Below are 16,971 nucleotides of genomic sequence, written 5' to 3' on the forward strand. Positions count from 1 at the left end.
CGGGGCGCTGCTTAGTAGTCGTCGACCGCCGGCTGGGTCACCTTGGTGCCGGAGGCGCCGAGGGTGGCGTCGTAGATCTTGGTCCAGGTGTCGCCGCCATCGGTGAACATCGTGTTGATGAAGTGGCGGAGGGCGTCGTCACCCTTCGGCAGACCGATGCCGTACAGCTCGGTGCTGAACGGCTCGCCCACGACCTTGAGCTCGTCGGGGAACTGCGCCGCATACCCGATCAGGATCGCCTGGTCGGTCGTGACCGCGTCGACCTTGCCGTCGTTCAGGGCCTCGACACACTGCGAGTAGGTGTCGAACTCCTCCGTCTTGGTGTCGGGGAAGTTGTCCTTGATGTTCTGGATGGGCGTCGAGCCCGTCGCCGAACACACGGTCTTACCGGCGAGGTCGTCCTCCCCCTTGATGTCGTCGTTGTCCGCGGCGACGAGCAGGCCCTGGCCGGTCTCGAAGTACGGTCCGGCGAAGTCGATCTGCTCCTTGCGCTTGTCGGTGATCGAGTAGGTGCCGACGTAGTAGTCGATGTCACCGTTCACGATGGCCGACTCGCGGTTGGCGCTCGGGATCGCCTTGAACTCGATCTTGTCGGCGTCGAAGCCGAGCGACGCGGCGATCCAGGTGGCCATCTCGACGTCGAAGCCGGAACGCTCGCCGGTGGCGGCGTCGAGGTAACCGAGACCGGGCTGGTCCTCCTTGACGCCGATGCGGACCTTGTCGGCCTTCACCATCGCGTCGTACGTGGGGCTGCCCTCGAGCTGGACGTCGGTGGCGACCTCGAAGAGTGCGCCGCCGTCGGACGCGCCGTCGGTCGATCCGGTGCCGGCGTCGCCGCCGCTGCACCCGCTGAGCGCGAGCGCTGCTGCAGCGACTCCCGCGGTGATGAACATGAGCCTCTTGCGCATGTTTTCCTTCCTTCCTTGGTGCCCGGGACGGGCCGATCGGTTGGTCAGTTCCGGGTCGCCGCGCGGGTCGCGCGATCCGGAGTCGGATGGGTCAGTGGGTGAGGAGCTTCGACAGGAAGTCCTTCGCCCGCTCGGACTGCGGGTTCGTGAAGAACGACTCGGGGTCGGTGTCCTCGAGGATCTCTCCATCGGCCATGAAGACGACGCGATCGGCGGCCTTCCTGGCGAAGCCCATCTCGTGGGTGACGACGATCATGGTCATGCCCTCACCGGCGAGCTGCACCATGACGTCGAGGACCTCGTTGATCATCTCGGGGTCGAGGGCCGAGGTCGGTTCGTCGAACAGCATGACCTTCGGCTTCATCGCGAGGGCGCGGGCGATCGCCACGCGCTGCTGCTGCCCGCCGGACAACTGTGCCGGCAGCTTGTCGGCCTGTACGCCGATGCCGACGCGCTCGAGCAGCACCTTCGCCGCATCGTCGGCGTCGCGCTTCTTCTGCTTGCGCACCTTGATCGGGCCGAGGGTGACGTTCTCGCGAATCGTCTTGTGCGCGAACAGGTTGAACGACTGGAACACCATGCCGACGTCGGCGCGCAGCTCGGCGAGCTGCTTGCCCTCCTCCGGCAGCTTCTTGCCGTCGATCCGGATCTCCCCCGAGCTGATCGTCTCGAGCCGGTTGATCGTCCGGCAGAGGGTCGACTTGCCGGACCCGGACGGTCCGATCACGACGACGACCTCGCCCTTGTTGACGGTGAGGTTGATGTCCTTCAGGGCGTGGAACTCGCCGTAGTGCTTCTCGACGTTCTCCATGACGACGAGGGGCTCGCCGCGCCCTGCCTGGATCGGGTTGCTCGTGGTCTCGTATGCGCCGGCGGCACCATGCGAGGCTGCTGCATCGGGTTCCGTCGGGCCGGAGTTCGGGGACACTGTTGGCTCCATGTAACCCAAACTAGGTGACCGTGTGTTTCGTGCGCATGACGGAAGCGCTACGGTTACCGTTTCGTAACCTCGTCGGTCGACGCCTCAGGCGCTCAGGCGTGCTGAGCGAACGCGCTCTCGAAGACGCACACCGACGCCGCGGTGGCCAGGTTCATGCTCTCGGCACGGCCGTAGATCGGTACCGTAACCGCACGGTCGACGAGCTCGAGGTGCTCGTCGGTGAGTCCCCTGGCCTCGTTGCCGAACACCCATGCCGTCGGCTTCGCGAGCACGCCTTCCGACCGGGCCACGAGGAGGTCCTCGCCCTTGATGTCGGCCGCGAGCGTCTGCAGTCCCGCCGCACGGGCCCGTTCCAGCACGGCGGGCAGCTCGACACCGACCGCGACGGGCAGGTGGAAGAGCGAGCCGGTCGTGGAGCGCACGACCTTCGGGTTGTAGAGGTCCACGGTCCGTCCGCTCAGGACGACGGCGTCCGCTCCGGCGGCGTCGGCGGCTCGGATGATCGTCCCGAGGTTGCCCGGATCCCGGACCTCCTCCAGGATGACGACCAGCTGCGGCTCCCCGGCGAAGATGTCCTTGATGGAGGTCGGGAACTGCTGCGCGACCGCGATGAACCCCTGCGGGGTGACGGTGTCGGCCATCGACTCGAGCACCTGCTCGGTGACGAACTCGACCTCGAGTCCCGCATCGGTGGCCGCGGCCCCGATGTCGGTGTAGCGCTCGAGGGCCGTCGGCGTCGCGTACAGCTCGAGGATCAGGTCGGGCCGGAACTGCAGGGCCTCCGACACCGCCTGTGGTCCTTCGAGGAGGAACAGGCCGGTCTCCTGTCTCGCCGGACGCTTGGCGAGTTTGGCGACGGAACGGACGCGCGGTGACCGCGGATTGTCAAGCACGCACCCATCCTATGGGTCGCACTCCGGACAGACGAAACGGCCCGATCCCCGGTGGGATCGGGCCGTTCGAACACGTCGTCCGGTCGGACGCAGGGCTTCCGACTAGGCGGAGACCTTGGGCGCCGAGGTGTCGGCGGGCAGCGCGGCCTTGGCCGACGCGACGAGGGCCGCGAAGGTGGCGGGCTCGTGCACCGCGAGGTCCGCGAGGATACGGCGGTCGACCTCGATCCCGGCGAGGCCGAGACCCTGGATGAAGCGGTTGTACGTCATGCCGTTGGCACGCGAAGCCGCGTTGATGCGCTGGATCCAGAGGCGACGGAAGTCACCCTTGCGCGCACGACGGTCGCGGTACGAGTAGACGAGGGAGTGAGTGACCTGCTCCTTGGCCTTGCGGTACAGACGCGAACGCTGACCGCGGTAACCGGCGGCGCGCTCGAGGATGACGCGACGCTTCTTGTGAGCGTTGACCGCCCTTTTGACTCTTGCCATGTTCCTAGTTCCTTACGGGTAAACGGTCTAGCGACCGAGCAGCTTCTTCATGACCTTGGCGTCGGCGGGCGCCAGCACCTGGTCCTGGTTCAGGCGACGGGTGCGACGGCTGGACTTGCTCTCCAGGTTGTGTCGCATACCGGCCTGCTGCTTCATCAGCTTGCCGCTTCCGGTGACCTTGAATCGCTTCTTGGCCCCGGAGTGGGTCTTCTGCTTCGGCATGGGATTCCTCGTTTCTTATCGGTTCTCGTCGGTGGATGACTCCACCGGAGCAGCCTCGTCGGCTTCGTCGGCTTCAGCCGGACGTGCCTTGGATGCCGCACGTTGTGCGTTGGCTTCGGCTTTCGCCTCGGACTTGTTCTTGAGTGGACCGACGACCATCACCATGTTGCGACCGTCGACCATGGGGGTGGACTCGACGGTGCCCCACTCGGACACGTCCTCGGCGAACTTCTGGAGCAGGCGGACGCCCTGCTCTGGGCGGGACTGCTCGCGGCCGCGGAACTGGATCATGGCTTTCACCTTGTCACCGGCCTTGAGGAAGCCCTCGGCGCGCTTGCGCTTGGTCTCGTAGTCGTGCTGGTCGATCTTGAGGCGGAACCGGACCTCTTTGAGGATCGTGTTCGCCTGGTTGCGCCGGGCCTCTTTGGCCTTCTGCGCAGCCTCGTACTTGAACTTGCCGTAGTCCATGATCTTCGCGACGGGCGGCTTGGAGTTGGGTGCGACCTCGACGAGGTCGAGATCCGCTTCCTGCGCGAGGCGAAGGGCGACCTCGATTTTGACGACGCCGACCTGTTCTCCGCCGGGACCGACGAGTCGGACCTCCGGGACGCGGATACGGTCATTGGTACGGGGATCGCTGATGCGGAGCTCCTCTGACTGGGTGGGATGCCACGCGACCAGGTCCGATACCTGCGACGCGACGAAATCGGTTCACCACACACCCGTACCCTCCGTCGGTGTTCAGAACACCTGTCGGAAGGCACCACGCCCTGCTACCCGAAGCGGTGAAGCGACAGGCGGAGCGTGACAACCCGGTAACCTTGTGAAGCGGTCAAGCGCGGGTGGGAGAATCTCCTCTTTCGTACCGAGACATGTCTCGGAGCACCGCACGAGTCTAACAGAGGATCCACGTGAACAACACCACCAGCCCGTACGACCACGACGACGAGTCGGGAGGGGCCGATCAGGCCACCCGGGACATCGCCGACGTCCCCGCCGTCGAGGTCATCACCACCGCCGCCGTGCATCTCATGAGCGCTGCAGCGGTCAAGTGCGGCCTTGCGGACGCCCCCGACGCCCAGACGGACCTCGACGAGGCCCGCAAGCTCATCAACGCCCTCGCCGGGCTCATCACCGCGGGAGCCCCGGAGATCAGCGACATGCACGCCCGCTCGCTGCGCGACGGCCTGCGATCCCTGCAGCTCGCCTTCCGGGAGGCGTCCACCATCCAGGATCCCATCGGCAAGGGTCCCGGCGAGAAGTGGACCGGCCCGGTCACCTGATCGCAGCGCGGCGCTCCCCCTGGCCGATCAGTCGGCGGGGCGGAGCGACACCGCGAGCGAGTCGACGCGCGTCGCAATGACCTCGTCCGCGGCCCAGCGCTGAGCGAGCCGCGCCAGCACCGCGTCGAGCTCCTGCTGGGTCAGCCCCTGCAGCAGGCCGAGCTCGACCACGAGCTCGGACCCGGCGAGCTTCGCCTCCGGGTCTCCGGCTCGCAGGCGCACACTCACGACGGCGAGCTCCTGCTCGATCGACCGCTCGAACGCGTCGCGCACCAGCGCGTCCGCGAAGCTGGGCGTCCACGGCTGCGACTGCGCGATCGCCCACAGCGCGGGGCGGCGTACGGCGAACTCGGTGCTCGACGTCGGATCGAGGACCACGACGTCCGTCTGCTCGCTCGCGGCCGCCAGGGCGACCCGGACGCCGTCGGCAGGGATCGGCCTCGCCGTCCGGTTCCACGCGGACATCGCCTGCACCGAGCTGAAGACCGGGAGCACGGTGCGGCCGTCCGGACCCGTCACGGTCACGATGGAGAGCTCCTGCGACTTGTCGACCAGCTGACCCTGCTCGTTCTCGCCGGCCTCACCCAGGTGGGCCACGAGCGGGATGAGCAGGCGGGAGTCCCGGAACGCGTCGACGACCTCGGCCTCGCCGACCTCGCCGGCCCGGAAGCGTCGCAGGGACTCGATCAGCCGCTCGGGCGCACTGCCGTCGTCACCGGAACTCGCGTTCGGCTGGAAGCTCCGACCCGCCCAGGGCTGGCCGGCCGAGTCGGCACCACCTGCTGCCGGGTGGGCATGCCCGCCTGAGGGACCGTGCCGGTCGGGCGCCGAGTATCCGTCAGCGGCCCGAGACATCCAGCGCCTCGGCCAGGGTGAACGCGCCGTTGTAGAGCGCCTTCCCGATGATGGCGCCCTCGAGCCCCAGGGGGACCAACTCGCGCAGCGCGACCAGGTCGTCGAGGCTCGAGATGCCGCCGGAGGCCACCACCGGCCGCTCCGTGCGCTCGAGCACCTGTCGGAGCAGGTCGATGTTCGGCCCCTGCATCGTGCCGTCCTTCGTGACGTCCGTCACGACGTAGCGTGCACAGCCCGCCTCCTCGAGGCGGTCGAGGACCGTCCACAGGTCGCCGGCGTCCTGGGTCCAGCCGCGAGCGGCGAGCGTCGTGCCACGGACGTCGAGGCCGACCGCGATCGCCTCGCCGTACTGGGCGATGACGCTCGCGGCCCACTCGGGGTTCTCGAGCGCCGCGGTCCCGAGGTTGACGCGCGCAACGCCCGTCTCGAGCGCCTGCTCGAGGGAGGCGTCGTCGCGGATGCCGCCCGACAGCTCGATGTTGACGCCGCGCGCCTTCGAGATGACCTTGCGGATGATCGACCGGTTGTCGCCACGACCGAACGCGGCGTCGAGGTCGACGAGGTGGATCCACTCCGCTCCCTGACGGGCCCAGTCCAGGGCTGCGTCGACGGGCTCACCGTAGTTCGTCTCCGAACCGGCCTCGCCGCGCGTCAACCGGACGGCCTTGCCGTCCACGATGTCGATCGCGGGGAGCAGCGTCAGTCCGGCCGTCGTGTTGAACTCGTTCATGATCCACCGTCTCTTCGGGAGCTGCGAGCCCCTCGGTTCCCGGCGCACAGCATGCCTCGCGGCACAAGCACCTGATCCTAGTCGGCTACAGGGTGCCGAGCCAGTTGGACAGCAGGCGGATACCGGCGTCGCCGGACTTCTCCGGGTGGAACTGCGTCGCCGACAGCGGACCGTTCTCGACGGCTGCGAGGAACGGCACGCCGTGCGTCGCCCAGGTGAGGCGCGGCTCGGGGAACGGCGGCATGACCTCGAGGGTCCACTGCTGTGCGGCATAGGAGTGGACGAAGTAGAAGCGCTCGTCGGCGAGGCCGTCGAAGAGCATGGACCCCGCGTCCGGCGACACCGTGTTCCAGCCCATGTGCGGCAGGACGGGCGCTTCGAGTTCCGTGACCGCACCGGGCCACTCCCCCAGACCGTCGGCCTCGGACCCGCGCTCCACGCCACGCTCGAACATGACCTGCATCCCCACGCAGATGCCGAGGACCGGACGCCCTCCCGCGAGACGGCGGTCGATGACCTCGTCGCCGTGGGAGGAACGGAGTGCGCCGATCACCGCGTCGAAGGCACCGACCCCTGGCACGACGAGACCGTCGGCGGCCTGGGCCGCCTGACGGTCGCCCGTCAGCACGACGTCTGCGCCGGCGAGCTCGAGAGCCTTGACGGCGGAGTGCACGTTGCCGGAGCCGTAGTCGAGGACGACCACCGACGGGCGTGCACTCACAACGCGCCCTTCGTCGACGGGATGCCCTGGACCAGCGGGTCGAACGCCTTCGCCTGCCGGAAGGCCCGCGCGAACGCCTTGAACTCCGCTTCGGCGATGTGGTGCGGATCGCGTCCGCCGAGGACGTTCACGTGCACGGTGAGGCCCGCGTTGAAGGTGATCGCCTCGAAGACGTGACGCACCATCGAACCCGTGAAGTGCCCACCGATCAGGTGGAACTCGAATCCGGCCGGTTCCCCGCCGTGCACGAGGTACGGACGACCGGAGATGTCGACGACGGCCTGCACGAGGGCCTCGTCGAGCGGGACCAGTGCGTCGCCGTACCGGGAGATGCCGGCCTTGTCGCCGAGCGCCTGACGGATCGCCTGGCCCAGGACGATCCCGACGTCCTCGACCGTGTGGTGGACGTCGATGTCGACATCGCCCGTCGCCCGGACGGTCAGGTCGGTCAGCGAGTGCTTCGCGAAGGCCGTGAGCAGGTGGTCGTAGAACGGGACGGAGGTCTCGATGCTGCTCGTGCCGGTGCCGTCGAGGTCCAGTTCCAGCTCGATGCTGGATTCGCTCGTCGCGCGCTGGATCCGGGCCGTGCGCTGCTGGGTGGTCATGGGATCCAGTGTATCGAGCGCACCGAAGCTGCACGCCGTGTGTCGACAGGTGTGGATCGTCGCGTCATCCGGCTGCACCGGGCTCTGCCGACGCCTATCGTTGAGAGGTCATGACTTCCACACCCAGCATCGCCCCGGCCGTCCCACTCGACCAGGCGGAGATCGCCGCTCTCCGTGAACGGTTCCCGATCCTCGCCCGGGAGATGAACGGACACCCGCTCGTCTATCTGGACTCCGGCGCCACCTCGCAACGTCCGATCGAGGTCATCGACGCGGAGCACGACTACGCGACGCATCGGAACGCCGCCGTCCACCGTGGAGCCCACCTCCTGGCCGCCGAGGCGACGGAGCTCTTCGAGGACGCTCGCGCGACCGTCGCCGCGTTCATCGGTGCCGACGAGCGGGAACTCGTCTGGACCTCCGGCGCGACCGCGGCCCTCAACCTCATCGCCGGGGCCATCGGGAACGCGAGCGCCGGTCTCGGCGGTGCTGCCGCCGAGCGGTTCCGACTCGGTCCAGGCGACGAGATCGTCGTCACGGAACTCGAACACCACGCGAACCTCATCCCCTGGCAGCAACTCGCCGCGCGCACCGGTGCGACCCTCCGTCACCTCCCGGTCGACGACCACGGCGTGCTGCGCTTGGACGCCGTGGACGACATCATCGGCGAACGCACGCGAATCATCGCCTTCGCGCACGTGTCCAACGTCACCGGGGCGATCGCGCCGGTCTCCGAGCTCGTCGCCCTCGCCGAGCGCGTCGGCGCATTGACCGTGCTCGACGCCTGCCAGTCCGTGCCGCACCTGCCCGTCGACGTCGCGTCCCTCGGCGTCGACTTCCTCGTGTTCTCCGGTCACAAGATGCTCGGTCCGAACGGCATCGGGGCCCTGTGGGGTCGCCGCCGGTTGCTCGACCCCCTTCCCCCCTTCCTCACCGGCGGGTCGATGATCACGACCGTCACGCTCGAGGGCGCGGAGTTCCTGCCGGCCCCACAACGGTTCGAGGCCGGGACCCAGCCGGTGTCGCAGGCGATCGCCCTCGCGAGCGCCGTCCGTTTCCTGCAAACGGTCGGCATGGACCGTGTCCACGCCACCGAGACGGCCTACGGGCAGCGACTGGCGGCCGGACTCGCCGCCACCCCCGGCGTCACGCTCATCGGCCCGCCGCCCGGGACACCTCGCGCCGGGCTGGCGAGCTTCGACCTCGCCGGTGTGCACGCTCACGACGTCGGTCAGTTCTTCGACGATCGCGGCATCGCGGTCCGCGTCGGTCACCATTGCGCACAACCACTCCACCGCCGATTGGGGCTCACCGCGTCCACCCGCGCCAGCAGCTACCTCTACACGACGGAGGCCGAGATCGACGCCTTCCTCGAGGCGGCCACCCTCGTCGGTCCGTTCTTCGGGGTGTCCCGGTGAGCGGCTTGGAGAGCCTCTACCAGGAGCTCATCCTCGACCACGCCCGCCAGCGCCACGGCTTCGGGTTGCGGGAGGCGCCCGCCGCCGAGTCGCATCAGCTCAACCCCACCTGCGGCGACGAGGTCACCCTGCAGCTCCATCCCGGGCCCGACGGTCGTCTCGCACCGATCGCCTGGGAGGGGCACGGCTGCTCGATCTCGCAGGCGTCGAGTTCCTGCTTGAGCGACCTCGCGGCAGGCCTCACCCCGGCCGAGCTCGAGGCTCTGATCGACGAGTTCCGCACGGTGATCCGTTCGCGGGGCACGCTCGAGTTCGACGAGGAACGGTTCGGAGACGCCGCGGCGTTCAGTGGCGTCTCGCGCTACATCGCGCGTGTCAAGTGCGCCATGCTGCCGTGGGTCGCGGCCGAGGAGGCCATCTCCCGCCTGCCGTGAGCGGCGCGCCACCTCCGCCCGCCGATGGCGTGGTCAGGCGGGGCTGATCGCCGCCAGGGCTTCGAGGAACGCGGTCGTCTCCGCTTCGGTGCCCGCGGTGACCCGCAGGTGGTTCGGGATGCCGACGTCGCGGATGAGGATCCCCCGCGCGAAGAGCGCCTCGAACGCCGCGTGCGGATCGGCGACGCAGCCGAACAGGACGAAGTTGGATCCGCTCCGCTTCGGGTCGTAGCCGAGACGCGCGAGCTCGACGACGAGACGATCGCGCTGGGTCCGGATGTCGTCGACCATCGCCAGCATCTCGTCGGCGTGCCGCAGTGCGGCGGTCGCGGCCGCCTGCGTCAGGGCGCTCAGGTGATACGGGAGCCGGACGAGTCTCAGCGCGTCGACGACCGCGGGGTCGGCGGCGAGGTACCCGAGGCGGACCCCGGCGAAGGCGAAGGCCTTGCTCATCGTCCTGGAGACGATCAGGCGCGGACGCCCCTCCAGCAGGGTGAGCGCGCTCGCCTCGTCGTCGGGTGCGAACTCCGCGTACGCTTCGTCGACGATCACCATGCCCCGCGACGCCTCGTACACCGCGGTGACGGTCTCGAGCGATAACGGTGTCCCGGTGGGGTTGTTCGGCGAGCAGAGGAACACGAGGTCGGGATCCGCCTCGGCCACCTGACGCGCGGCGGTCTCGGGCGAGAGCTCGAACTCGGCGTCACGCGTCGCGGGGATCCACCTGGTGCCGACGCCGGCGGCCAGGAGCGGATACATCGAGTACGTCGGCGTGAACCCGAGGAGCGATCGCCCGGGACCGCCGAAGGCCTGCAGGATGTGCTGCAGCACTTCGTTCGAGCCGTTCCCCGCCCAGATCTGCTCCGGGGTCACCCCGTGGCCCAGGTATCCCGCCAGCGCCTCCCGGAGTTCCGTGAACTCGCGATCGGGGTACCGGTTCACTGTGAGGACCGCCGACGCGAGCGAGGCGACGATGTCGTGCGCGACCGCTTCAGGGATGGGGTGCGTGTTCTCGTTGACGTTGAGCGCCACCGGCACCAGGGCCTGGGGAGCGCCGTACGGGCGCTGTCCTCGGAGGTCGTCGCGGATGGGGAGGTCGTCGAGAGCGGTCACCCCACAATGCTAGCCACTCCGACCGGCGCGCTCACTCCGCCTGGCGCTCCCGACGAAGGACCTCGTGGCGGGGGCTCGCCGGGTTCAACAGCGAGTGGCGTCGCCCGTAGGCGAAGTAGACGATGAGACCGATCACGAGCCAGACCCCGAACCGTAGCCAGGTCTCCCAGTGCAGCTGCAGGATCAGGAAGCCGGACGCCAGGACGCCGAACGCCGGGACGAACGGCATCAACGGCAACCGGAAGGAGCGGGGCTCATCCGGCTTCGTGTACCGGAACACGATCACCGACACGCAGACCACGATGAAGGCGGCCAGGATGCCGATGTTCGTGAGGTCGGCGACCTGCTTGATCGGGAACACACCGGCGAAGACGGCTGCCGCGCCGCCGGCGATCCAGGTCACCCGCTGCGGCACGCCTCGCCGGTCCGTGCGCGAGAACCATCGCGGCAGGAGACCGTCGCGACTCATCGAGAACCACACGCGGGTGACGCCCAACAGGAACGTCAGCATCACGGTGAGGATCGACAGGACGGCGAAGACGGAGATGATCGTCGCGACCACGGGCAGACCGACGCTCTGGAACGCCGATGCGAACCCGGCCGTGGGGTCGATGTCGGTGTAGTTCTGCATGCCGGTCAGGACGAGGGTGGCCGCGACGTACAGGAGCATCGCGATGATGAGGGAGAGGATGATCGCCTTCGGCATGTGCTTCTTGCCGTCCTTCGCCTCCTCGGCGGCCGTGCTCATCGCGTCGTATCCGAAGACCGCGAAGAAGACCGTCGCGGCACCGGCGAACACCGGCCCGAAACCGCTCGGGAGGAACGGATCGTAGTTCTGTCCGTCGATGTAGAAGACACCGAGGCCGATGATGAACAGGATGAGCAGGACCTTGATCCCGACCGCGACGAGCTCGAATCGACCGAAGGCCTTCGTCCCGCGGCTCAGGATGAAGGTCACGAGGAGACAGACGAAGATGGCGGGGAGGTTGACGAGGCCGCCCTTCCCCTCGTCGGCGGTCGAGGTCATCCAGTCCGGCATGTGGATGCCGATGCCGGACAGGAAGGCGTCGAAGTAGCCGGAGATCCCGATCGCGACCACCGCGACGATCGCGATGTACTCGAGCAACAGGTCCCAGCCGATGAACCAGCCGATGATCTCGCCGAGCGCCACATACCCGTAGGTGTAGGCGGACCCCGCTCTCGGGATCATGCCGGCGAACTCCGCGTACGACAACGCCGCGGCCGCGGAGGCGAGACCGGCGATCAGGAAGGAGAAGAGGACCGCCGGCCCGACAGCGGGCGAGGTCTCGCTCCCATGAGCGACGAGTCCGGCGAGGGAGAAGATCCCCACCCCGATGATGCCACCGACCCCGATGGCCGTGAGTTGCCAGAGACCGAGACTCTTGAACAGCTTCGAGCCGGAGGTCTCATCCTCGATCTCCGCGATCGGCTTCTTCCGGAGCAGCGAGCGGCTCCGATCGTCTGTACTCATGCTTGCCTCCGACGATGCTGCGGGCGTCGTTGCACCGCGTCATCGACGATAGCTGAGAACCAGCGCGGAGTGACCCGCCGATTGTCGGCCTACTCGGCCGCGTACCGCTGCGGGATCGCCAGGCGCTGCCCCGGCTCGACACCGGCGGTGCTGAGCTGGTTGAGGTTCATGATCTCGGCGATGACGTCGCGCGGGTCGGCGTCGGGTGCGATGGACTCGGCCAGCTGCCAGAGCGACTCGCCCGGGTCGACCGTGATGTACGTGAACGTGGCTCCCGCCGCCGCCGTGTTGGCCGCGGCACCGCCTGCGGAGAGTCCGACGACCGCGACGCCGATGACCAGCGGGATGGCGGCGAGCGTGGTGAAGACGACACGACCGCGCTTCGTCAGGCGGAGTCGGCGTGTAGACGGTGCGTCTGACGTCGGTGTCTGCGCCGTCCGTGCGGGAAGCGCCCGGTGGGACCCGATCAGTGCTGCGCTCATGTCAACCCTCCAAGAGTGTGCTCATCGTGTGATGAGGACTCGTACCCGACACTCGGCCAGGAGTGTCGGATACGAACCTGTGTTCCGAATATATCTTCGATTGTTCGAATACTCAACCCTGTCTTCGTACCTGAGACGCGCGGGATCGGCGACACGCTCGAACAGATGTTTGTCTGGACGAGCCGGTGCGGATACAGTTTCGAGTGTTGGAAGCAGTACACCACCACCCACCGACATCGGTCACCGACAGCCGATCAGGGCAGGAGCGAAGATGGCAGCGAACACGACGGGCGACGGAGCCCGGGAGCGCCAGATCGGCGGCACCCGGCGACGGAAGAGCCTGAGCGACAAGCAGCTGGCGATCCTCGACGTCATCCAGCGCTCGGTCTCGCAGCGTGGCTATCCGCCGAGCATGCGCGAGATCGGCGACGCCGTCGGGCTCGCCTCCCTGTCGAGTGTCACGCACCAACTCGGACAGCTCGAACTCAGCGGATACCTCCGACGCGATCCCAACCGTCCCCGCGCCATCGAGGTGCTCATCGACCTGCCGAGCGCCGTCGAGGGCAGCGACCCCGACTCCGCTCCCCCGGTCGGCGACGCAGCCATGGTCCCGCTCGTCGGTCGCATCGCCGCCGGCATCCCGATCACGGCCGAGCAGCAGGTCGAGGAGATCTTCCCCCTGCCGCGTCAGCTGGTCGGCAAGGGCAGTCTGTTCATGCTGAAGGTCGTCGGCGACTCGATGGTCGACGCCGCGATCTGCGACGGCGACTGGGTCGTCATCCGCGAGCAGAAGACCGCCGAGAACGGCGAGATCGTCGCGGCCATGCTCGACGAGGAGGCGACCGTGAAGGTGTTCCGCCAGCGCGACGGCCACACCTGGCTGCTCCCCCGGAACTCGGCCTTCGAACCGATCCTCGGCGACCACGCCGAGGTCCTCGGCAAGGTCGTCGCCGTGCTCCGGACGGTCTGACCGACCGGACCACTCCGCGACACCGACGAGGGCCGGGACGATCCGTGGATCGTGCCGGCCCTCGTCCGTGCCGGACCGACGACGTCAGCCGGTCGCACCGACCTGTGCGCGGACCACATGCGTGGCCTCGACGATGTTGGCGAGGGAGGCGACCGTCTCCTCGTAGCCTCGCGTCTTGAGCCCGCAGTCCGGGTTCACCCAGACCTGGCGCTGTGGGATCCCCTCCAGCGCGATCTCGAGCAATGCGGTCACCTCCGCGACGCTCGGCACCCGAGGCGAGTGGATGTCGTAGACGCCCGGGCCGATGCCGTGGTCGAAACCACTCGCCCGGATGTCGGACACGACCTCCATCCGCGACCGAGCCGCCTCGATGCTCGTCACGTCGGCGTCCAGTCGTCGGATCGCGTCGATCACCACCCCGAACTCCGAGTAGCAGAGGTGGGTGTGGATCTGGGTCTCGACGCGCACGCCCGCGGTCGCCAGCCGGAAGGAGCCCACCGACCAGTCGAGGTACCGCCCCTGGTCGGCCCGCCGGAGCGGGAGCAGCTCGCGGAGTGCGGGTTCGTCGACCTGGATGATGCGGATGCCGGCCCGCTCCAGGTCGGCGATCTCGTCACGCAGGGCGAGGGCAACCTGGTTCGCCGTCTCGGCGAGCGGTTGGTCGTCGCGCACGAACGACCAGGCGAGGATCGTCACCGGGCCCGTGAGCATGCCCTTCACCGGCTTGGTGGTCAACGACTGCGTGTAGGCCGACCACTCGACCGTGATCGGCGCCGGCCGCGAAACGTCACCCCACAGGATCGACGGACGGGTGCATCGCGAACCGTAGGACTGCACCCACCCGTGCTCCGTCACGGCGAACCCGTCGAGGTGCTCGGCGAAGTACTGGACCATGTCGTTGCGCTCGGGCTCACCGTGGACGACGACGTCGATCCCCAGATCCTCCTGCAGCGCCACGACGCGCCCGATCTCCGCGCGCATCGTCGCGACGTAGGCCTCCTCGTCGAGCGTCCCGGCGACCCGCTGCGCGCGGGCGCGACGGATGTCGCCGGTCTGCGGGAAGGAGCCGATCGTCGTCGTCGGGAGGAACGGCAGGCCGAGCGCCTGCTCCTGCGCCGTGGCGCGCTCCTGGTAGTCGTCTCGGGTGAAGTCCGCTGGTGCGAGCGCTGCCGTCCGTGCGCGGATGGTGGCATCGATGACCCCGGGCGCGGCCAGCCGATCGTCGAGCGCGGCCGACGCTGCGGTGAGCTCGGTCGCGATCGCTGCGCGCCCTTGGGTGAGACCGCGTGCGAGGACCGCGATCTGATCCACCTTCTGGTCGGCGAAGGCGAGCCAGCTCCGGAGACGAGGGGCGAGCTTCGTCTCCACCGACACGTCGTGCGGGACGTGCAGGAGGGAGGTCGAGGTGGACACCGCGAGCTGCGGGAAGCGCTCCGCCGCGCGCTCCAGGAGATCGGCCGCGGCTGCCAGGTCGCCGCGCCACACGTTGTGGCCGTCGATCACTCCCGCGACGACGGTCTTCGTGGCGAGTCCGGGTGACGAGTCCGGCAGGCCTCCTCGGACGAGGTCGACACCGACGGCCTCGACCCCCGAGTCGGCGAGCACCGGGAGGGCGTCGCCCAAGGCACCGTAGGGAGCCGCGACGAAGATCGCCGGGCGGTCCGACACGGCGGACAGGACGCTCGTCGATCGTTCGAGCGCCGCGAGGACCGTCGACCTCGGCACGTCGAACGTCTCCGACACCAGTGCGGGTTCGTCGAGCTGCACCCAGGGCGCGCCGGCAGCGGCGAGGCGCTGGAGGAGTTCCGCGTAGACGGGCAGCAATGCCTCCAGTCGATCGATCGGGGCGAATCCCGCTGAGGCCCCCTCGGCCGCCTTGGACAGCAGCAGGAACGTCACGGGGCCCACGATGACCGGCCGCGTCACGTACCCCTCGGCGAGGCCCTCGCGGAACTGCTCGACCACCCGGTCGTCGGAGAGCGCGAACGGCGTCGACTCGCCGATCTCCGGGACGAGGTAGTGGTAGTTCGAGTCGAACCACTTCGTCATCTCGAGCGGCGCGAGGTCGCCGGCGCCACGAGCGATCGTGAACGCCCCGGCGAGGTCGACCCGACCGTCGGCCCCGACGAGCGACGAGAAGCGCTCCGGGACGGCACCGACGGTGAGCGCGGCGTCCAAGACCTGGTCGTAGAACGAGAAGCTCTCGGGGATCGCGGCGTTCGTCGGGTCGAGGCCGAGCCCCGCGAGGCTGGCACGCGTGGCGGCGCGCAGCTCGGCGGCCGTCCGCTCGAGCGCCTCGGCTTCGATCCGGCCGGCCCAGAAGGACTCGACGGCGCGCTTCAACTCCCGGTTCGGCCCGATGCGCGGGTAGCCGAGGATGGTGCCGGTGGGGAATGCGGAGGTGGGGTTCATCGTGCGTCCTTGCTGGTGAGTGGATCGGGGATGGGATGACGGACCGGTCGGTCGCCTGGCACGGGGATGCCGGCACGGTACAACACGTCGAGCACCGTCCGATGCTGGTTGAAGGCGTAGAGGTGGACGCCCGGCGCGCCGCCCGCGACGACGTCGCGGATGAGCCTCGCGGAGTAGTCGGTGCCGATGTCGATCCGTCCCGCTTCGTCCGGTTCGACCTCGAGCGCGATGGCCAGGTCGCTCGGGAGCGCCTCGCCGCTGAGCTCGAGCACCCGACGCAACCGCGCCGGACTCGTGATCGGCATCACGCCCGGCAGGATGGGCATGGTGACGCCGTGACGTCTCGCGCGTTCGACGAAGGCGAGGTAGTCGTCGGCGTGGAAGAAGAGCTGGGTGATGGCGAGCGTCGCCCCAGCCGCCTGCTTGGCCAACAGGGTGTCGAGGTCCTGCGTCGTCGACCGCGAGCGCGGGTGTCCGTTGGGGAACGCGGCGACCGCGATCCGCGGCCGATGGCGTCGCCCGAGCTGCACCGCGCCCGGGAGGCCGACCAGCGACCCCTCGGCGTAGGGCTCGTGCTCGGCACTGACCCGGCCGATGAGCTGCACGAGTTCCGCGGCACTCCCCAGATCACCGAGGAAGGCGTCGCCCTCGACGGCTCCGGCAGGCGGGTCGCCGCGGAGCGCGAGGAAACTGTGCACCCCGGCATCGAGGAAGTCCTTGATGAGTCGGCTGGCCTGGGCGTGCGTCGACCCGACGCAGGTGAGGTGGGCCATCGGGTCCACCGAGGTCGCCGTCCGGATGCTCCGCAGCACGTCCAGGCTCGCCGTTCGCGAGGAACCACCGGCGCCGAAGGTGACCGAGATGAACTCCGGGCCGGCGGCGACCAGGTGCTCGACCGTCCGTGCGAGCGCGACGCCGCCGTCGAGCGTCTTGGGCGGGTACAGCTCGAACGAGAAGGGGGTGCGCCCGGGACAGGCGGGCTCCGTCGTGATCATGAGGTCTCG

At 68.8% G+C, this 16,971-nt stretch carries 19 protein-coding genes; 4 read left to right on the forward strand and 15 right to left on the reverse strand.

Annotation, left to right across the window (positions count from 1 at the left end):
• Positions 1-11: 11 nt before the first annotated feature.
• From A4X17_RS04185 to infC, 6 genes are all read right to left on the reverse strand, one after another.
• On the reverse strand, positions 12-908 hold the full coding sequence (locus A4X17_RS04185; RefSeq protein ID WP_064294420.1) for a glutamate ABC transporter substrate-binding protein: 897 nt from the start codon (positions 906-908) through the stop codon (positions 12-14).
• 91 nt (positions 909-999) lie between these two features.
• On the reverse strand, positions 1,000-1,719 hold the full coding sequence (locus tag A4X17_RS04190) for an amino acid ABC transporter ATP-binding protein (protein ID WP_064294513.1): 720 nt from the start codon (positions 1,717-1,719) through the stop codon (positions 1,000-1,002).
• A 221-nt stretch (positions 1,720-1,940) separates the two neighbouring features.
• Entirely contained in the window at positions 1,941-2,741 is an 801-nt protein-coding gene (locus A4X17_RS04195) for an RNA methyltransferase (RefSeq protein ID WP_064294421.1), read from the reverse strand.
• A gap of 102 nt (positions 2,742-2,843) precedes the next feature.
• The gene (gene rplT / locus A4X17_RS04200) at positions 2,844-3,230 is read right to left on the reverse strand and encodes a 50S ribosomal protein L20 (protein WP_064294422.1); all 387 of its coding nucleotides are present in this window, start codon (positions 3,228-3,230) and stop codon (positions 2,844-2,846) included.
• A gap of 27 nt (positions 3,231-3,257) precedes the next feature.
• Positions 3,258-3,452 carry a 50S ribosomal protein L35 gene (gene rpmI / locus A4X17_RS04205; RefSeq protein ID WP_056012069.1) on the reverse strand — a complete coding sequence of 65 codons (195 nt, stop codon included), beginning with the start codon at positions 3,450-3,452 and terminating at the stop codon, positions 3,258-3,260.
• Between the two features lie 15 nt (positions 3,453-3,467).
• Entirely contained in the window at positions 3,468-4,133 is a 666-nt protein-coding gene (gene infC / locus A4X17_RS04210; protein ID WP_194719021.1) for a translation initiation factor IF-3, read from the reverse strand.
• A gap of 230 nt (positions 4,134-4,363) precedes the next feature.
• Here infC and A4X17_RS04215 point away from each other — a divergent pair, with 230 nt between their 5' ends.
• Positions 4,364-4,735, forward strand: coding sequence for a DUF1844 domain-containing protein (locus A4X17_RS04215; RefSeq protein WP_056012072.1), 372 nt, complete (start codon positions 4,364-4,366; stop codon positions 4,733-4,735).
• A gap of 27 nt (positions 4,736-4,762) precedes the next feature.
• Here A4X17_RS04215 and A4X17_RS04220 read toward each other — a convergent pair whose 3' ends face one another.
• The 4 genes from A4X17_RS04220 to hisB all read right to left on the reverse strand — a co-directional run bounded on the left by A4X17_RS04220 (position 4,763) and on the right by hisB (position 7,646).
• Entirely contained in the window at positions 4,763-5,590 is an 828-nt protein-coding gene (locus A4X17_RS04220; protein WP_064294424.1) for an SseB family protein, read from the reverse strand.
• Positions 5,574-6,320 (reverse strand): bifunctional 1-(5-phosphoribosyl)-5-((5-phosphoribosylamino)methylideneamino)imidazole-4-carboxamide isomerase/phosphoribosylanthranilate isomerase PriA, encoded by a 747-nt coding sequence (priA, locus tag A4X17_RS04225; protein WP_064294425.1) that lies wholly within the window; start codon positions 6,318-6,320, stop codon positions 5,574-5,576. The genes A4X17_RS04220 and priA overlap by 17 nt, the downstream gene beginning before the upstream one ends.
• Positions 6,321-6,405: 85 nt before the next feature.
• On the reverse strand, positions 6,406-7,041 hold the full coding sequence (gene hisH / locus A4X17_RS04230; protein ID WP_064294426.1) for an imidazole glycerol phosphate synthase subunit HisH: 636 nt from the start codon (positions 7,039-7,041) through the stop codon (positions 6,406-6,408).
• The gene (gene hisB / locus A4X17_RS04235) at positions 7,038-7,646 is read right to left on the reverse strand and encodes an imidazoleglycerol-phosphate dehydratase HisB (protein ID WP_064294427.1); all 609 of its coding nucleotides are present in this window, start codon (positions 7,644-7,646) and stop codon (positions 7,038-7,040) included. Before hisB ends, hisH begins: the two co-directional genes overlap by 4 nt.
• Before the next feature lie 110 nt (positions 7,647-7,756).
• Between hisB and A4X17_RS04240 the strand changes: the two genes are divergently transcribed.
• Positions 7,757-9,064 carry a SufS family cysteine desulfurase gene (locus tag A4X17_RS04240; protein WP_064294428.1) on the forward strand — a complete coding sequence of 436 codons (1,308 nt, stop codon included), beginning with the start codon at positions 7,757-7,759 and terminating at the stop codon, positions 9,062-9,064.
• Positions 9,061-9,498: a Fe-S cluster assembly sulfur transfer protein SufU gene (gene sufU / locus A4X17_RS04245; protein ID WP_064294429.1), complete on the forward strand. Its 438-nt coding sequence runs from the start codon at positions 9,061-9,063 to the stop codon at positions 9,496-9,498. The genes A4X17_RS04240 and sufU overlap by 4 nt, the downstream gene beginning before the upstream one ends.
• Before the next feature lie 33 nt (positions 9,499-9,531).
• Here the strand turns inward: sufU and A4X17_RS04250 are convergent, their stop codons facing one another.
• From A4X17_RS04250 to A4X17_RS04260, 3 genes are all read right to left on the reverse strand, one after another.
• A complete protein-coding gene (locus A4X17_RS04250) occupies positions 9,532-10,611 on the reverse strand; it encodes a histidinol-phosphate transaminase (protein ID WP_064294430.1) in 1,080 nt (359 codons plus the stop codon).
• 31 nt (positions 10,612-10,642) lie between these two features.
• Positions 10,643-12,103, reverse strand: coding sequence for an amino acid permease (locus A4X17_RS04255; RefSeq protein ID WP_064294431.1), 1,461 nt, complete (start codon positions 12,101-12,103; stop codon positions 10,643-10,645).
• Positions 12,104-12,192: 89 nt separating this feature from the next.
• The gene (locus A4X17_RS04260; RefSeq protein ID WP_082915905.1) at positions 12,193-12,585 is read right to left on the reverse strand and encodes a LysM peptidoglycan-binding domain-containing protein; all 393 of its coding nucleotides are present in this window, start codon (positions 12,583-12,585) and stop codon (positions 12,193-12,195) included.
• Positions 12,586-12,856: 271 nt separating this feature from the next.
• Here A4X17_RS04260 and lexA point away from each other — a divergent pair, with 271 nt between their 5' ends.
• The gene (lexA, locus tag A4X17_RS04265; protein WP_064294432.1) at positions 12,857-13,555 is read left to right on the forward strand and encodes a transcriptional repressor LexA; all 699 of its coding nucleotides are present in this window, start codon (positions 12,857-12,859) and stop codon (positions 13,553-13,555) included.
• Between the two features lie 84 nt (positions 13,556-13,639).
• Here lexA and metE read toward each other — a convergent pair whose 3' ends face one another.
• Together metE and A4X17_RS04275 are read right to left on the reverse strand one after the other, a co-directional pair.
• Positions 13,640-15,967 (reverse strand): 5-methyltetrahydropteroyltriglutamate--homocysteine S-methyltransferase, encoded by a 2,328-nt coding sequence (gene metE, locus A4X17_RS04270; protein WP_064294433.1) that lies wholly within the window; start codon positions 15,965-15,967, stop codon positions 13,640-13,642.
• Positions 15,964-16,962, reverse strand: coding sequence for a methylenetetrahydrofolate reductase (locus A4X17_RS04275; RefSeq protein ID WP_064294434.1), 999 nt, complete (start codon positions 16,960-16,962; stop codon positions 15,964-15,966). The genes metE and A4X17_RS04275 overlap by 4 nt, the downstream gene beginning before the upstream one ends.
• Between the last annotated feature and the right edge of the window lie 9 nt (positions 16,963-16,971).

It is taken from the genome of Plantibacter sp. H53 (genome assembly GCF_001650455.1).
Classification (GTDB): domain Bacteria; phylum Actinomycetota; class Actinomycetes; order Actinomycetales; family Microbacteriaceae; genus Plantibacter; species Plantibacter flavus_A.

Excerpts from the sequence above, each read along its gene's own strand:
- A4X17_RS04185 (WP_064294420.1), bottom strand. The coding sequence starts at position 908 with ATGCGCAAGAGGCTCATGTTCATCACCGCGGGAGTCGCTGCAGCAGCG.
- A4X17_RS04275 (WP_064294434.1), bottom strand. The coding sequence starts at position 16,962 with ATGATCACGACGGAGCCCGCCTGTCCCGGGCGCACCCCCTTCTCGTTC.
- metE (WP_064294433.1), bottom strand. The coding sequence starts at position 15,967 with ATGAACCCCACCTCCGCATTCCCCACCGGCACCATCCTCGGCTACCCG.
- hisB (WP_064294427.1), bottom strand. The coding sequence starts at position 7,646 with ATGACCACCCAGCAGCGCACGGCCCGGATCCAGCGCGCGACGAGCGAA.
- rplT (WP_064294422.1), bottom strand. The coding sequence starts at position 3,230 with ATGGCAAGAGTCAAAAGGGCGGTCAACGCTCACAAGAAGCGTCGCGTC.
- lexA (WP_064294432.1), top strand. The coding sequence starts at position 12,857 with ATGGCAGCGAACACGACGGGCGACGGAGCCCGGGAGCGCCAGATCGGC.
- A4X17_RS04240 (WP_064294428.1), top strand. The coding sequence starts at position 7,757 with ATGACTTCCACACCCAGCATCGCCCCGGCCGTCCCACTCGACCAGGCG.
- A4X17_RS04260 (WP_082915905.1), bottom strand. The coding sequence starts at position 12,585 with ATGAGCGCAGCACTGATCGGGTCCCACCGGGCGCTTCCCGCACGGACG.
- rpmI (WP_056012069.1), bottom strand. The coding sequence starts at position 3,452 with ATGCCGAAGCAGAAGACCCACTCCGGGGCCAAGAAGCGATTCAAGGTC.
- A4X17_RS04220 (WP_064294424.1), bottom strand. The coding sequence starts at position 5,590 with ATGTCTCGGGCCGCTGACGGATACTCGGCGCCCGACCGGCACGGTCCC.
- A4X17_RS04255 (WP_064294431.1), bottom strand. The coding sequence starts at position 12,103 with ATGAGTACAGACGATCGGAGCCGCTCGCTGCTCCGGAAGAAGCCGATC.
- priA (WP_064294425.1), bottom strand. The coding sequence starts at position 6,320 with ATGAACGAGTTCAACACGACGGCCGGACTGACGCTGCTCCCCGCGATC.
- A4X17_RS04190 (WP_064294513.1), bottom strand. The coding sequence starts at position 1,719 with ATGGAGAACGTCGAGAAGCACTACGGCGAGTTCCACGCCCTGAAGGAC.